At 60.8% G+C, this 16,035-nt stretch carries 13 protein-coding genes and 1 pseudogene; 9 read left to right on the top strand and 5 right to left on the bottom strand.

The features are described from left to right. Positions 1-350: 350 nt before the first annotated feature. Positions 351-635, top strand: coding sequence for a hypothetical protein (locus BMW76_RS41045; protein ID WP_177200332.1), 285 nt, complete (start codon positions 351-353; stop codon positions 633-635). Positions 636-1,520: 885 nt separating this feature from the next. Continuing rightward, complete coding sequence (locus BMW76_RS08320; RefSeq protein ID WP_090864655.1) at positions 1,521-1,784, top strand: hypothetical protein; 264 nt, start codon at positions 1,521-1,523, stop codon at positions 1,782-1,784. 1,127 nt (positions 1,785-2,911) lie between these two features. On the opposite strand, the gene BMW76_RS08310 is transcribed toward BMW76_RS08320, so the two are convergent. Continuing rightward, on the bottom strand, positions 2,912-3,973 hold the full coding sequence (locus BMW76_RS08310) for a medium chain dehydrogenase/reductase family protein (RefSeq protein WP_245763143.1): 1,062 nt from the start codon (positions 3,971-3,973) through the stop codon (positions 2,912-2,914). A 394-nt stretch (positions 3,974-4,367) separates the two neighbouring features. On the opposite strand from BMW76_RS08310, the gene BMW76_RS08305 reads away from it, so the two are divergent. Beyond that, positions 4,368-4,820 carry a pyridoxamine 5'-phosphate oxidase family protein gene (locus tag BMW76_RS08305; protein WP_090864653.1) on the top strand — a complete coding sequence of 151 codons (453 nt, stop codon included), beginning with the start codon at positions 4,368-4,370 and terminating at the stop codon, positions 4,818-4,820. 153 nt (positions 4,821-4,973) lie between these two features. On the opposite strand, the gene BMW76_RS08300 is transcribed toward BMW76_RS08305, so the two are convergent. The 3 genes from BMW76_RS08300 to BMW76_RS08290 all read right to left on the bottom strand — a co-directional run bounded on the left by BMW76_RS08300 (position 4,974) and on the right by BMW76_RS08290 (position 7,416). Further along, positions 4,974-5,780, bottom strand: a complete 807-nt coding sequence (locus BMW76_RS08300; RefSeq protein WP_090864652.1) for a hypothetical protein — start codon at positions 5,778-5,780, stop codon at positions 4,974-4,976. A 59-nt stretch (positions 5,781-5,839) separates the two neighbouring features. Further along, positions 5,840-6,295 carry a hypothetical protein gene (locus BMW76_RS08295; RefSeq protein WP_090864651.1) on the bottom strand — a complete coding sequence of 152 codons (456 nt, stop codon included), beginning with the start codon at positions 6,293-6,295 and terminating at the stop codon, positions 5,840-5,842. 65 nt (positions 6,296-6,360) lie between these two features. After that, complete coding sequence (locus tag BMW76_RS08290; RefSeq protein ID WP_245763142.1) at positions 6,361-7,416, bottom strand: integrase domain-containing protein; 1,056 nt, start codon at positions 7,414-7,416, stop codon at positions 6,361-6,363. Between the two features lie 1,855 nt (positions 7,417-9,271). Here BMW76_RS08290 and BMW76_RS08280 point away from each other — a divergent pair. From BMW76_RS08280 to BMW76_RS08255, 6 genes are all read left to right on the top strand, one after another. Continuing rightward, the gene (locus BMW76_RS08280; protein WP_090864649.1) at positions 9,272-10,666 is read left to right on the top strand and encodes a phosphomannomutase/phosphoglucomutase; all 1,395 of its coding nucleotides are present in this window, start codon (positions 9,272-9,274) and stop codon (positions 10,664-10,666) included. Positions 10,667-10,851: 185 nt separating this feature from the next. Beyond that, on the top strand, positions 10,852-11,853 hold the full coding sequence (gene waaC / locus BMW76_RS08275) for a lipopolysaccharide heptosyltransferase I (protein WP_090864648.1): 1,002 nt from the start codon (positions 10,852-10,854) through the stop codon (positions 11,851-11,853). 182 nt (positions 11,854-12,035) lie between these two features. Further along, positions 12,036-12,920, top strand: coding sequence for a Kdo hydroxylase family protein (locus tag BMW76_RS08270; RefSeq protein WP_090864647.1), 885 nt, complete (start codon positions 12,036-12,038; stop codon positions 12,918-12,920). An 88-nt stretch (positions 12,921-13,008) separates the two neighbouring features. Further along, complete coding sequence (gene waaA / locus BMW76_RS08265) at positions 13,009-14,310, top strand: lipid IV(A) 3-deoxy-D-manno-octulosonic acid transferase (RefSeq protein ID WP_090864646.1); 1,302 nt, start codon at positions 13,009-13,011, stop codon at positions 14,308-14,310. Between the two features lie 117 nt (positions 14,311-14,427). Beyond that, the gene (locus BMW76_RS08260) at positions 14,428-15,177 is read left to right on the top strand and encodes a Fic family protein (protein ID WP_090864645.1); all 750 of its coding nucleotides are present in this window, start codon (positions 14,428-14,430) and stop codon (positions 15,175-15,177) included. A gap of 24 nt (positions 15,178-15,201) precedes the next feature. Beyond that, on the top strand, positions 15,202-15,381 hold the full coding sequence (locus tag BMW76_RS08255; protein ID WP_090864644.1) for a hypothetical protein: 180 nt from the start codon (positions 15,202-15,204) through the stop codon (positions 15,379-15,381). A 347-nt stretch (positions 15,382-15,728) separates the two neighbouring features. Here the strand turns inward: BMW76_RS08255 and BMW76_RS08250 are convergent. Beyond that, a pseudogene (locus tag BMW76_RS08250) lies at positions 15,729-15,932 on the bottom strand (GTP-binding protein); the annotation flags it as partial. Positions 15,933-16,035 lie beyond the last annotated feature (103 nt).

The following is a 16,035-nucleotide window of genomic DNA, read 5'->3' as shown; positions in this document are numbered from 1 at the left end:
CTGCTCAACGAAGCCAATGCAAAGATCCTCGAGTTGAGTGATCGCGTCGCTGAACTGGAAGCTAAACTTCCCTCAAATCTGACGCCAATCCCACGTCGTTGACGGGACAGGCATGGACAAATTATGCATGGAGTCCCTCGAAGGGAGGATTGCACTATGGACGTCGATGATTCACCTTACGGCCGCTTCGACACTGGACGTCGCCGACTGTCCATACCACGACAACTAACCGGTACCTGCGGAACCGGACACAGTTGCAGATTCTTCCCATCAGCGCGTCAGTCATCGCAACGGATAGAAGACGCACGCGTCCGGCAGCGCGGTATAACGGGCGTTGCCTGCGATCAGTAGTGCAGCCCCAGTTTGCGGGCGTTGTCAGCCATGCGTTCGAGCGCAGCAGCCTGTTTCTCGCGCATGGCATTGGCGTACTTCACCAGATCGTCAAAAGCGATCCGCCGGTGAGTCCCCACCATCCGGTGCGGCAGCCGGCCTTCCCAATTTCCTTGATTGCGAACGGCCGCGAGACGGGAAACCGCAGCCTCGACGGGCGAGAATCATCGATCCGGATGCGCGATTCGAACCGGGGGCGCGGCCTGCGCGCGCAGGCCATGCGCGACGGCATCGGCGCTTCGTAAGCGGCTCACGTGGGCCAGCGCCGACCGTCAAGCAGCGACTTGCCGCTATCCGTCACCTGTACGATGCGGCCGAGGCGCGCCAGCTGCTCGACATCGTCGATGTAAGCGCGCAGGTGGGGCTCGCGCTGATCGCACTGATGGTGTTTTCGTTCGCGCGGGTGGCGCGGTGCTCGCGATGCGCGCGGAGCATGTCTATGTGCAGCAGCGGCGCCTGTGGGTGAGTCTGCGCGAAAAGGGCGGCAAGGCCCACGCGATGCCGTGTCGCCACACGCTCGAGGTGTATCTGCCTGGAGCACCTGGACGGCACCGGCGTCGCCCGTGTGATCCGAAGGGGCCGCTGTCCCGCACGATCGCGAGCGGTACCGGACAGCTGAGCACGACGCCGGTGCCATCAGGCGAACGCCTACGCGATGGTACGCCGGCCCCCGCTCGCGGCCAGCATCGGCATGACGATCGGTAACCATACGTTCTGCGCCAGGGCATCACCGCGTACCTAAAACGGTGGCACGCTCAGAATGCCGCGGCCAATCACGCATCGACGCGCGCGGCGCAGCCTACGACCGGCGCCGTGACGACACTAGTCTCGACGACGTCGAACGAAGGCTCTTTTTTCTTGCACGCCCTAAAGGAAAGTCGCAAGGAGAGGCTCTGCAATATGCGCAATGGCATATAGCGCTCAAAGCGCTTCATCGTTGCGGCTGGATCGCCGCAAACAGAGAGCGTGATAACTTTAAAAAGTTGATCAAAAAGGCCTCCAAACCCTTTTGATCGCTACCTCCCTGGCGGGTAGGTGGGTCGGGTGGGCAGTCGGGAGTTGCTATAGCAACCCCTGGGTGCTCATCCGGGCGGGAGCACGCAGCCACCCCCAGCCCGCAGGAGGTACAGATGCACCAGAAGCGGAAAAGTAAAGGCGGGTCGTTTCTGAAAGCAGAAGCGGTTTTTCGGACCATTTTGAAGGTCCTGAGGGTGATAGTCTGGATTTTGACTATCCTCTCTGTGATTGCTACGGCGGTCGTGAAGGCGGACACGCTCCTGGGAAAGGCGAACACCATCTGGCACGACATGCACCATGATGCGATCACCAGTACTGGTTCCAACGAGCCGGTACCGCATGTGACGATTGATGCTCATGTGAGGATTACCCGATAGGGATGTTCCTCCCCGAACCCAAGCAATCGGCAAGCTTGGCACCGGCTGTTCAAGTAGACAGGATGCGCACCTGTCTGCGCAGCGCCCCAACGCAGTAGCGAGACTGTCCGCCCTGAGGAGACGGCGGACAGTCTTCGACTAACCTCCTTACGGCAGCGCTTCCCCTTGGCCAAAATGCTCCAGCCACAGAGCGTCGACACGCTCTGTCGTTGCACCGCATGGCTATGTGTTGGGCGGCAACCCGACGACTTCGTTGGCGCGATTTACTTCTGGATCGGCTTGACGACGATCTGCATGCCCAGGTGCCGCAGCGCTTCCATGAACTGCTGCAGACCTAAAGTCGGTGCGTCAGTCTCTTGAAGAGTTGACGTGGTGCCAGTGCGACAGAGTCGGCTGGTTCCCGTGCATGCCTTGAGGGCGAGCGGGTTTCGAAGTTTCCCGAAATCTTCCTGAAATCAGGAGTCGCTTATGCCCTCGTCAATCGCGCAACACCGCGCTCGCGCTTTCAATCGTCAATCCGGTCTCTGCTTCTATTGCGGATGTCCAATGTGGAACGGCAACGCAGGGCCGTTCATTGAAATGTACAAACTTTCGCGCCGTCAAGCGTTGCAACTGCAATGCACAGCCGAGCATCTTTGTGCTCGGGCTGATGGTGGGACGGATTGCCAGCGGAACATCGTTGCAGCCTGCCGGGTTTGTAATGCAGGGCGACACCATAGGAAGGTCGCACGAAATCCGAGCGAACACAGGATGCATGTTCAGCGTTGCATGAACCGGGGAAAGTGGCACGCCAACTGGGTCTTCGACAATCCTGCATTGGCTACGGCATGTCAACATTCAGCGCGGGCAGGGATGGCCAAACTCCAAGCGACCTGAACGTTTCTGCCAATCACCCGCCAGTCGGCTCCGATCTGCAGTCCCAAATCTGGAACCTCGTGACATGCGAATGGCGAACCGGGGACGCTAGCCGAAGTCCGAAGCTGGCGAACCCGCTCCGACGAGAGCCGACAGAGCGCCGCCGTTGATGTTCCCACGTCCGACGGAAGTCGCTCCTCCGTCGTTGAACTCATTCAAGATGCGCGTGCAAGGCTCAACATGGCAAAGGCTCACGTACTGCCTGCCATATGCTATGACCCTTCTCCTTTTTGCTGCTGAGAACCGGATTCATCGCACACGAGCACGATTTTGCCTGTCACACCTCCATCGCCCAACAGTTCGTGCGCGCGCCGTGCCTCGACAAGGGGAATGCGTTGTGCGATTAGTGGCTTTATCTTCCTCTGTTGCAGAAGTTCAAGCAGGGCAATCAGATCCTGCCGGAATTGTTCCGGTTTCAGCCGTTTAAGCCACTGGATGCTGTAGGGAATCACCCGTTTCCGGCCTGGAAAAAGCCAGCCGCCCGCAATGTACAAACCGAAAATGGCGATCGCACGAAAGCGATGACGACCGCCCGGACGACCTGAAGCCAATCGCCCTCCGCGTAGGGACGTAGTCAGCCCAAATGCGACGACTGTTCCGCCATGACGAAGAGCCTCGCGGGAACGCCAGATGTGGTAACCGCCAAGCCCATCAAAGACGACGTCTACGCCGTCTTTTGTGAGCCGGTGGATTTCGTCGACAAAATCGGACTGTCGATAGTCAATCGGGATACCGCCCAGGTCGGACACGACAGACGCTCCGTGCGATGAGCAGGTACCGTACATCTCCAGTCCGGCGAGGCGTCCAAGTTCCAGAAGGGCCGAGCCGACACCGCCCGCCGCGCCGTGGATCAATACACGCTGGCCAGCTTTGACCTTTGCAGAACGATGCAGCATCTGGTAAGCCGTGACATAGTTCAGTACGAGGCTGACAGCTTCGGCAGCATCCAACCCAGGGGGCAAGGGAATCAGTTCGCGATAAGGCAGGCACATATACTGCGCGTATGCACCACTGATCGGCAGCGCGGCGATGATCTGGCCGGATTCGATTCCCCAGACGCCGTTGCCGATCCGATCCACTACGCCAACCAGGTCCCACCCCGGCGTAAAAGGCACCCGCGGCGTTTCGGGATGGATGCCCTCGCGCATCATGAGGTCGGGCAAGCTGACGCCGGCAGTCAGGACTTTGACCCGCACCTCGCCATCCTTCGGCTCAGGGCACTCCTCCTCAATCACCCTGAGTGCATCGGGTCCACCGTAGTGAGTCACGATCATACGCATGTGCCTCATAAGCTCTTCCTGGCACGACAGCAAGCTCACAACCTCCCCGACTTTCCCCGTAGTGTGTGCACTAACGGGACCTCCCCTGGCAGGTCGCCTGCGCATATAGAGCGATCTGCCTGCAAAGTGCCTCGAAGTGATCCGGAGGGCCGTGCTGGCGATAAGACTTCATTGTGACTGCGCTTCGACCGCACAATTTGACCAACGTCAATTGGAGCCCCGAGCAAGACGTCGATATTAAACATGTGGCGGTATCGGTTGGCGCTCGAGAGCAGAGGTGCGCATTGCCTCCACGGCCGGGCTACGGGCGCGCGGAGGTAACGTCGCCAGACACCGGCGGCGCGAAGCACGCCTGAGGCACTTTAATGCGACTTTATGGAGGCGGTAGATGGACGAAAAGATCAGGCGCAAGATCTTAACGCTTCTGGACCAGCACCGGATCATGACGATTGCCACCCTTAGGCCAGACGGTTGGCCGCAGGCGACGACGGTGGGATATGCGAACGACGGCCTCACGCTTTATTTCCTCTGTGGCCCAGACAGCCAGAAGGCGGCGAATCTGTTGCGCGACGATCGGGTGTCGCTGACAATCGATCACGACACGGCACAGGTAATGGACATTACGGGACTGTCGATGGCAGCGCACGCAGAAGCTGTGGTCGATCAGGCCGAAGCGGAGAAGGCGTTACGCCTGCTCATGGCGAAGTATCCGAAGCAGATATCAATGCCAGTGCCAATGCCGACATCGGCGGACGTGTGCGTATTTCGTGTAACTCCGGCCGTGATTTCTGTGCTCGACTACTCCAAGGGCTTTGCTCACGCCGATCTGGTCAGTTGCTAGTTAGATCAGACGAACCAGGCGAGTGCGCTAGCCAGGGTGGGAGGCATTCGGGTATTCATGAGTAACCGCGCGGATCAACGGACCTTGAGTAAAAGAGGGCCGTTGATCCGCCTTGCAGTGACTTCGTTACCAGGCGGCCGTATTAAAGAGCACTTAGTCGAGCGCCACTGTCCTCGCGCGCTTACGGTTCGTACCGGGCGCGCATTCGGCACGCCATTCATCCTGCGAAATGCACGGCAGTCCCAATGTGCCAGCGACGCGTTTGAACGTATCGGCGGTGCCCAGCAGATCGCGCTGGGCAATTACCTTATGAGCGAGCGCATACATGATCTTCTCAGGCGCACCATTGACCCGCGCCGAGGTCAGTTCCGTTTCGAAATCGACCGCGCGGTTCAGGACAGCGGCGATCGGCATCTTGAATTGTTGAGCCTTCGCGAAAGATGTTGATACCGGGAGCACAGCATCAGGCGTTACCGCAATCTGGGCTTCACGGGCGTATTCAACAATTGACGGGTAGGCGTCGTCAACCTGGGCATCTGCCGGGACGTCGGTAGCGAGAATCCGGATGCAGGCCGGCGCCACGCCTGCAGCGCAAATCGCCGTCAGCGTTTCTACGGCGGCCTGCTGTGACGCAGTATCCGGGGACACCGAGACAATGATCGTTTTCAGTTCGGTAAGAACGTGACGCCTCAACTGGATAAACGCGATCATGGCATTCAGATGCTCGATCGAGACGTCGATGATGCCTCCGCGCGGGGAAGTCATCATCGTGCAGTAGTGATCCTGAAGCGCATTTTCGTTTTCTGTCAGACGCTGGCTGTTGTTCACGTGTTCTCCCTGTCCGTCAAGCGTGCCCGGTTTCAGGAGTAGGCCTCCCGTCTGTGCGTGAAGGATTTGTGCGGCCGATGCTTGCGCCGCGCTGTTTGAGCTTTGAAAGTGAGCCACAATCAGATGGGTCATTGTCGTTCCTGAAAGAGTGATTAGTTAGTGAAGTATCGAATGGTCAAGCGCGTTGCTTCTTACGTGACGGCGTCTTCGTTGCGAGCTGCATCGCTGGCACACGCCTCGTGCCTGGCCCGACGTCTGCGACTTCGGGCGAGTTGCGAGTATTCGAGCGGTTGATACGTTCGTAAGCGGAATGCATCCCATTGGCGATTCTGGACGGGGCGACGAATGCGCGGGATCACGATGGAGCGCAAGATCCTGGCGTTGTAGTTCGCGTGCAGGCACACGAGAAGGACGGCGCTCAGGGCGATCAGAGCGTCATCGACATGCCGATCCCCGTAGTCGAGAAACGTCGCGTAGGCGCGAAGCGATTCCTCCGGAATGCCGGGGATGGAAGATGGCAACGTGCCGCGCGATTGCAAAAAAGCTTCGAACTGGAGCCATAAAGGCACCAGTGTCCGGGCTGCTTTGTCGCTGCTGTACCGGGATAGCGCAATGCGCGCTTCCTCTGAGAGTCTGGATTCCAACACTTCTTGATTACCTCCTTTAGACAGATGGAACGTAGTGGGCGGGGTTAGTCGATTTGTAATGCTAATTATTGAAAATTGCGCTCACGCTGAAACCTCGCATGATTCGCCTGAGCACGGCCTCCGCGCGCCGGCCGTCGACGCGTATGTTCGGCGCCGTTGTCCAGCTGGAGGTCGCCGGCGCTGGCCATTGCGGGCAACGAGCGGTTTCTTTTGTTTGTTTTCTTTAAAGGTACGAAGTCGCTGGGTAACTGGATCTTTTCGGGAAACCGGTGCCGGATCTGCCAACAGTAAACATCGAGGATCATCTTCCCGCGTGACGGACCGTGCCCAAGGCGGTCCGACAGTTCGGTCAGTACCTCGACGGGCGGCATTCCGCGATCGAGTGCGGCATTGGCAAAATCGACCGCATAGGTAAATCTCAGGCTGTGACTTCCGAGCTCCTTGCGCATCGGCAACTGGTCGAAGCGAGACTTCAGGCGGGCCTTTGCGCTTTTGAGGTCATCGTTGCAGCCGGTGATCAGTTCAAAGTCGCGACTGCGGCAGAACGCCAGCGCTGCGTTGATCGCATCGAGCGTTTCCTCGATGTGATCCACAAGCACTTCCGTGCGACGCGGACGTCCGTTCTTGGCGCCGCGTTCGATGGGCAGGCGTCGATTTCCCTGCAGGATCAGATCTCGCCAGGTTTCCAGCGACTTGCCGCACATGAGTGCTTCGCGCATACGAAGTCCCAGCCAACGCATCAGGCGAATCACGTGCACGACACCGTCATCGAGCTTTTGTGCCGCTGCGAGCAGTTCGCTGAACTCCTGCGGCGTGCGAGCACGGTGCTTGCCATGCCGGTCCCGTCGCTCAAGTTGGAGAGTCCGGCTGCGGATTGAGCGGGACATATCCTGTCCGGCCGTATCCTGTATCACTGAGAGCGACGCCCGATAGTTTGCGAGCGTGCCAGGCTTCATCGCCCCCGCAACCAGAAACTGGACAAAAAACTCGAGCATCCAGTCTTCCGCTTCGTTGACTGCTTCCAGCGTGTGACCAATCCGGGCCGCGAAACGCGAAAACTCGCTCCAGTGCAAGCGACGATGTTTCTGCGAATCTTTGCTTCCGCCGGCTTCGCGGCTCATCTGTGCGGCATGGTTAACGCCTCTTGATCGCCGACCCATAGCACTCCTTTCCTGTGGCTGGTTGTTCCGCCTGTACCTTGACCTCATGCGCGGGCGGGGAGCGCGAATGAGGGCACCCAGTTGCCATCGGTTGCGATGGCCGTATGTCCAAAGAGGACACGTGAGTGAAACGGGCAGGTTCAACGAGGGTGCGACGTTGATCTGCTGGCATGCGGGAGTACAAGAAGATGGGCAGAGGCGGTTTAGCTGAGGGTCCCCGGCTGGCACCGGTGGAAAGGTCTGCGCACTTGGAAGAGAGAGCCCGGAGCGGATTGAAGACCGCGCGTCGCATGGCGGCGCGTTCGATGTTCAACCGTATTCGCGTGCATGCAGCACGTGGGCAATGACGGCTCGCGTGAGGGCGGGCACGAGGTGGGCGGATTCTCGGGTGAGTACGTCACACCGGGACCGCGCTTGATGGCGTGAAAGGATTGATGTCGCCAGAGCGGCGCGTCGCAGACCGAAGCGATCGATGAGGTCGATCGTTTCAAGAGGCAACCGAAGCCTATTGTCCGCAAGCGGACAATCGGGGCATGCGGATGATCCCGGTCGCACCGGGAAGCAACGCATGCCTTCGGATAGGCCCCTTCTCACAGGCAGAAGTGACGTGTGCTGCTCTCGCGCGAAAGTGCATCCGCGCGAAAAACCGCACGACCGTTGAGCAGATGAAGAGAATGTGCGTGAAGGATCCGCGCTCGTTGCGAGCGCAAGCAGGGAGCACGCGCAGATCAAGCCGCGTGCGTTTCATGGTGGTGTGCTGCGAGTGCAGCCAGGAAGATGTTTTCGCCAGACGGACTACGGGAGCCGTGCCCGAGGCGTTCTTTCGATGCGTCAGCGACGCTATAACAGGCGCTACGTTAGCACAGTGTTTTGTAGTTGCAAATCAAATCACGCATTCACGCATCGTGCCTCGAAAAGCTACCCAAAAACACGTCTCTTTTCACATGTTGAATCGGTTTAGTCCCTCTCGACGCGTTGCTGACCCACGTTGTCGGGCTGGATCTACAGCGAGGGGCTGCATGAAGCTGCCGAGCTCCTGGGTACTGTCTCGGGCATCGGCTGCTTCTTTGCCGTTGGCGGCTGCATCTATTTCAGTGGGTGCGTGCTAATTCCCATTCCGGTCGAGGGATCCAAACGGAAGGCAGGCACAACAAAAATGAAGGCTTGAAGAGAACCAGGCAAGAGTGAATGCCGACTTCCTTGAGCAGCATTTCACCTTTTTGGGCAAAAACGCCCCCAAACCCCCAAAAAGAGGCTGGATAGGTCGATGCTCGTGACGTGAGCGAACGGTGCGCTGATTAAATGTCAATCGCATCGGGCACGTCAAGCGCTTTTTTCGGGCGGCGCGACCCACCGTGTGCGACCTCGTAGCGAAGAACGTCGACTTCCAGTGCAAGGTCGGATGACAGATGTATTTGGCTAGCAGGATGCACGTGATTTGTCCGCGCCCAAACACAGAAGCGGATCACCACAGGCCGATAGGCGGTGACGCTTGCCTCGCGCGTGCAGACCCACCTGAAAAGAGGCTCGCGTCAGCGCGTCTGACGTCGGAATCCGCAAAACGCTTAAGCACTGACATCGTCATGGCGTCCGTCTGCGGGCTCGAATGGTGCGAATTGTCGGTATTTTGGCGTCCCCAGTCGACCGTGCGATGCGGCAATCAGGTGAGCGCGGCGCATCCAGGCATTAGAATGGAGCAGTGACGCGTCGCTGAAAAGCGCAATTATAAGTTGTATCCGGACCGCTTCCGGCAAGGCACAGCGCCATGACCACGCCGTGTCGAACATATTTCCATTGCACGTAAGTGAGCCAATCCATGATCTCGCAATCCATATTCAAGGCATATGACATCCGCGGAGTGATCGGCAAGACGCTGGATGCCGAGACCGCCCGTTCGATTGGCCGTGCCTTCGGCAGCGAAGTGCGCGCGCAGGGCGGCGATGCCGTCGTCGTCGCGCGTGATGGCCGTCTCTCGGGCCCCGAATTGATTCAGGCGCTGTCCGATGGCCTGCGCGCGGCGGGTGTCGATGTGGTCAACATCGGCATGGTGCCCACGCCCGTCGGTTACTTCGCGGCGAGTGTTCCGCTCAGCCTCGCGGGCGGCGAACGCCGTGTCGATTCCTGCATCGTCGTGACGGGCAGCCACAATCCGCCCGACTACAACGGCTTCAAGATGGTGTTGCGCGGCGCGGCCATCTACGGCGACCAGATCCAGGCGCTCTATAAGCGCATCACCGATAACCGCTTCGAGAGCGGGAGCGGCAGCTATCAGGACTACGACATCGCCGATGCGTACGTCGAACGCATCGTCAGCGACATCGAGCTCGCGCGGCCGCTGAAGATCGTCGTCGATACGGGCAACGGCGTAGCGGGCGGTCTCGCGCCGCGCCTCTTCAAGGCGCTCGGCTGCGAACTGGTCGAGCTGTTCACGGACATCGACGGCAACTTCCCGAATCATCATCCGGACCCGGCACACCCGGAGAATCTGCAGGACGTGATCCGTGCGCTGAAGGAAACGGATGCCGAAATCGGCTTCGCATTCGACGGCGACGGCGACCGCCTGGGCGTCGTCACGAAGGACGGCCAGATCATCTATCCGGACCGCCAGCTGATGCTCTTCGCCGAAGAAGTGCTGTCGCGCAACAAGGGCGCGCAGATCATCTATGACGTGAAGTGCACGCGCAATCTCGCGAAGTGGGTGAAGGACAAGGGCGGCGAGCCGCTGATGTGGAAGACGGGCCACTCGCTCGTGAAGGCCAAGCTGCGCGAAACGGGCGCGCCGCTCGCGGGCGAAATGAGCGGCCACGTGTTCTTCAAGGACCGCTGGTATGGCTTCGACGACGGCCTGTACACGGGCGCGCGTCTGCTCGAAATCCTCGCGCGCGTGCAGGACCCGAGCAAGCTGCTCAACGGCCTGCCGAACTCGCACTCGACGCCGGAACTGCAACTGAAGCTGCAGGAAGGCGAGAACTTCGAGCTGATCGCGCGTCTGCAGAAGAGCGCGACGTTCCCGCAAGCCGATCAGGTCGTGACGATCGACGGTCTGCGTGTGGAGTACCCGGACGGCTTCGGCCTCGCGCGTTCGTCGAACACGACGCCCGTCGTCGTGATGCGCTTCGAGGCCGACAACGATGCGGCGCTCAAACGCATCCAGGAAGACTTCCGCCGCGTGATCCTCGCGGAGAAAGCGGACGCGAAACTGCCGTTCTGATCCTCGGCGAATGGCGGGTGCGGCTATGTGCCGTGCCCGCGCATAGCCGGCCAGAGCGACAAAACCCGACGCGGCGCAAGGTATGCTTACCGCGCCGCGTTTTTTCATGCCATTTACGTCGGGCGCGCTAAAATTGCGTCCTTTCCACGCACCCTGACGCCGGATCAGCCGGCGTTTTCCCTTTCTTGAGCGCGCAAAAGATACTGATCGTGAGAGTGTCGTCGCTGGGCGACGTCGTTCACAACATGCCCGTCATCGCCGACATTCGCCGTCGCCATCCCGACGCGCAGATCGACTGGCTCGTCGAAGAGAGCTTCGTCAAGCTGGTGGAACTGGTGCACGGCGTGCGGCGCGCGATCCCGGTATCGCTGCGGCGGTGGCGCAAGCGCATTCTCTCCATCGACAACTGGCGCGAGATCGGCGCATTCCGCCGCGCGCTCGCCGCCGGGAATTACGATCTCGTGATCGACTGCCAGGGGCTCATCAAGACCGCGTGGGTCGCGAAGATGGCGCGCGGGCCGCTCGTCGGCCTCGGCAATCGCACGGACGGCGCGGGCTTCGAGTGGCCCGTGCGTTTTTTCTACGACCGGCGCGTGCCGATCGAGCCGCGCACGCATGTCGTCGAACGCACGCGGCAACTGGTGGCCGCAGCGCTCGATGACCCCGCGCCGCGGGCCACCGACGACATCGACTTCGGCCTCGACACGCGCCGTGCGGCGCTCGCGCTCTCCGAAGCGCAACTGAATCTGCCCGTGCCGTATGTGGTGTTCGTGCATGCGACGTCACGCGCCGACAAGCAATGGCCCGATAACGCGTGGATCGAGCTCGGGCAATCGTTGGTGCGGCGCGGCGCCTCGATCGTTTTGCCGTGGGGCAGCGACGACGAGCGCGCGACGAGCGAGCGTCTCGCGAAAGAGTTCGGCGCGGCCGCGATCGTGCCACCGAAACTGTCGCTGCCGGCCGTGGTCGGTCTGATCGAGGGCGCCGCCGCGACAGTCGGGGTTGATACAGGTCTCGTTCACATCGCAGCCGCGCTGAAGCGGCCGACGGTCGAGTTGTACAATTTCGCCACTTCATGGCGTACGGGCGGCTACTGGTCGCCGAACGTCGTGAATCTCGGTACGGCGGGCCAACCGCCGACGCTGCAGCAGGTGAAATCCGCGCTGGCCGGGTTCGGCCTGCTCTGATGCGGCGCGGCGATGCGTGATGGCCGCGTGCCGTTTCCGTTGATGTGTCCTGCGTTCCATGCGTGTATCCCGCATGGCAGCCGGATGCCGCGATGCGCAGCAGGAAGGGCGTGGGCACACGGCGCGGCCCCGGTGCCTAGTCGTTGCGCCCGCCCGGTTCCATCCGCTTTGAAAAGGCGATCATGAGCGAATCCCAGATCATCGAAGTAGCAAGCGCCGACTGGCATGGCAAGAACCTGTCCGTGCCGCGCGAGACGCTGCTCGCCGGCGTCGAGCGCGGCAAGGTGTTGTATTTCCCGAACCTCGCTTTTGCGATCGACGGCGGCGAGCGCGCGTTGCTCGATCCCGCGCTCGCCGATCCGAAGCGCAAGAACATCAGCCTCGAACCGAACGGCGGCGCGCTGCATGGCGTGCTCGGTGACGCCGTCACGCAGTCGGCCGTGCGCGCGCTGATTGCGCGCTACCAGTCGAATGCGCGAACGCTCGTCGACGGACTCTTTCCCGAGTACATCGGCAAGCTGCGCGTCGCGCCGACGAGCCTGCGTTTGCATCAGGTGGAAACGCGTCAGACGTCGTGGCGCAAGGACGACAGCCGCCTGCACGTCGATGCTTTCCCGTCCCGTCCCAACTATGGCGAGCGCATCCTGCGCGTGTTCACGAACGTCAATCCGAACGGCACGCCGCGCGTGTGGCGCGTGGGCGAGCCCTTCGAGGACATGGCGAAACGCTTCCTGCCGCGCATCAGGCCGCAGATGCCGGGCTCCGCGTGGCTGCTGAATCTGGTGCACGTGACGAAGTCGCCGCGCAGCGAGTACGACCATCTGATGCTGAATCTGCACGACGGGATGAAAGCCGATCTCGATTATCAGAAGTCGTCGCGGCAAGAGACGATGCCGTTTCCGCCAGGCAGCGTGTGGGTGTGCTTCTCGGACCAGACATCGCATGCGGTGATGTCCGGCCAGTTCATGATGGAGCAGACATTCTTCCTGCCCGTCAAGTCGATGGCGCAGCCGGAATGCGCGCCGCTCGGCATCCTCGAACGCCTGAAGGGCAGGGCGCTGGTTTGAACGACGCGCTTGCTCTCGTTCACCCGATGCCGGGCGCCACGTGCACGGCGATGCTCATGACGCCCGCGACGCCGCGCGTGGAAGCCCGATGCTGAGGGTCGTCTATAACGCGCTGTGGTGGCTGATCGCGCCGCTGGCGGTGTTGCGGCTCTTGATCCGGTCGCGCAAGGAGCGCGGCTATCGCGAGCATATCGGCGAGCGCTTCGGCTATGCGCGCGGTCGCGTGCCCGAAGACGATACACCGCTGATCTGGGTCCATGCCGTGTCCGTGGGCGAGACGCGCGCGGCGCAGCCGCTGATCGACGCGCTCATCAAGGCGCGGCCCGACGCGCGCATCCTGCTCACGCACATGACGCCGAGCGGCCGCGCGACGGGCGTGCAGATCTTCGGCGACCGCGTGCTGCGCTGCTATCTGCCGTATGACATGCCGCATGCCGTGCGGCGTTTTCTGAAGGCCTGGCGGCCCTCCGTCGGTCTCGTGATGGAAACGGAAGTCTGGCCGACGCTGATCGACGAATGCCGTCGCGCGGACGTGCCGCTCGTGCTGACGAACGCGCGGATGTCGGAGCGGTCGTACCGTCGCGCGGCGAAGTTCGGCAACGCGACGCGCGGCGTGTTCGGCGGCTTTGCGCGCGTGCTCGCGCAGAGTCCGTCGGATGCGACGCGGCTCTCCGCTCTGGGCGCGCGCAACGTGGCCGTGCTCGGCAATCTGAAGTTCGACATGAACACGCCGCCCGAACTCGCGGCGCGCGGACATGCGTGGCGCGCGGCCATCGGCACGCGTCCCGTGTGGGTCGCGGCGAGCACGCGCGAGGGTGAAGAGGAACTGGTGTTGCAGGCGCTCGACGCGCTCGCTATCGACGATGCGCTGCTGGTTCTCGTGCCGCGTCATCCGCAGCGTTTCAATGAAGTGGCGGCGCTCGTCGAGAAGAAAGGCTTGCGTTGCGTGCGCCGTTCGGAGTGGGCGCCTGCGGGCGCAGTGGCTGCGGGTCAGGGCGCCGCGAAAAACTTGCCGCGCGACGTCAAGGTGCTGCTCGGTGATTCGATGGGCGAGCTGGGCGCTTACTATGCGGCGTCGGATGTGGCGTTCATCGGCGGCAGCCTGTTGCCGCTGGGCGGGCAGAATCTGATCGAGGCTTGCGGCGTCGGCGTGCCCGTGCTGATCGGGCCGCACGTGTTCAACTTCACGCAGGCGACAGCCGATGCCGTCGCGGCGGGCGCATGCGTGCAGGTCGACGATCCCGCCGGTCTCGCACGCGTGCTGCGCGAGCTGTTCGAGGACAAGCCGCGCCGTGCGGCGATGGGCGCGGCGGCATCGGCGTTCGCTGCGCGCCATCGCGGGGCGACGGCGCGGACGGTTAAGGTGTTGACTACGTTGTTGCCGGAATGAGTGAGGTCAGGCGCGCAATTGCGGTTCGGACGTGGCACTAATTCGTATATTCTGCAGCTACTCTTGTATGGAAAGCGTGTTTGCTGAACTCGACGCGCTTCATTCGACATCACCGACATGACGCTTTTTACAGACCTTGGATTCCAGTGGGATAGGGCCGCCGTTCCTCGCGATCTGCCGACGCACTCGATCAAGCGCGTCTGCTTCCGCTTTCATCGAATGCTGCCGGAATTCGTGTGGGATGCGAGCGTACTGGAGGGAAATCCGTTCACGTACCCGGAAGTCAAGACATTGCTCGACGGCGTGACGGTAGGTGGCCGCAAGGTTTCGGATCAGGAGCAGGTGTTGAATCTGGCCGAAAGTTCGAAGCATCTGCTTTCGCTTGTCCAGAATGGGCGCTTCGCACTGGACAAACTCACGTTTTGTAACTTGCATCGCATCGTCGCGCGTAACGAAGCGCTCGAATGGGGCGTGTTTCGTGGCGAAGGAGAAGAGGTGCACTATACGCCTGACGTCGGCCTCGGCGAGAAGGGGCGTTATACGCCGCTGCCGACGGTTCCAGGCGCGCCCGAGTTGAATCGTGTATTCGCCGCGGGAACGCGAGCTCTTGTCGAACAGGTACCCGACGCTTACGAACGCGGCTGCGCGTTCTTTCTGTTCGGCGCATTGCAGCAGTTTTTCTTCGATGGCAACAAGCGTACTTCGCGCTTCATGATGAACGGCGTGCTGATGTCAAATGGTCTGGACGCGATCAGCGTGCCGGCGCAGCGCGCGAATGACTTCAACGAAAAGATGGTGCGCTTTTATGTGTCGAAAGACGCTGCGGAGATGATGGCCTTTTTGACTGACTGCTATCCAGATTCTTGAGCTGCTGCGAGTGGACGCGAGGATATGTATCACGACTTTGTTGGTATCGCTTTCCCAATTGCTCATGCGGCATTCGCGAGCGATACGAGGCTGCTAAAGAAGGTGGGACAGATCGAGGCGCTGACCGAGATTCGACACGACTATCGTGGATTGCGGAAAGGGCTGGAATTGCATCATCGGATCACTTTGAAAGCCTTCGAATAACCAGTGACGAGATAGGCAAGAACCGCATCGCTGACCGCCCATGGCGGCAATCGAGTGAATCTGACGAGCTGGAAGGCAACGTCATGCCGGGAGTCATTTCGCCGGCAATTGATTACGGCGAATTTGACAAGTGCATAGAGAAAGTCGCTGCGTGGCTCTCCGTGAAATAGAAGGTTTGAGATTAAACATCGAATCCTCGCTAACCGATGAGCAAACGACAATAATCAACGGCGTTGCAAGCTCCGTGTCACGCCACGAATTCGGACGAGACGTTTCCGATCAACGTAATAATCCTTTCTCAGACCGCTGACGAAGGGGTCACTGAGTGTGTGATGCCATAACGCCGCGCCCATGATGCGTTCGGCGGGCAGTGCGCCCGCTACCGTCAGCCGACGCTGGTCTTCCTTCGTGTAGATATCGTTCGTAATCGCCACGAGGTCGTACTTGTCGCACATCGCCTTGCAGAGCATTTCGAGCAGAGTCGTCTTGCCCGACCGACCCGGCGTGCCTGTTGGTCCGGCTTGCCGTGCCAAAGTTGAACAGTTGACGATGACGCGCGCTAGTTCACGCCTTCGCGGTCACTGGAGCGGCCCCTGAATCACCGGCAACAAGCGCGTCTTGCGCGCGTTCTGCGGGCTCTTTATCCGATATCCT

Source organism: Paraburkholderia diazotrophica (assembly GCF_900108945.1).
Taxonomy (GTDB): Bacteria; Pseudomonadota; Gammaproteobacteria; order Burkholderiales; family Burkholderiaceae; genus Paraburkholderia; species Paraburkholderia diazotrophica.
This window is presented reverse-complemented; position numbering and strand designations above follow the sequence as displayed.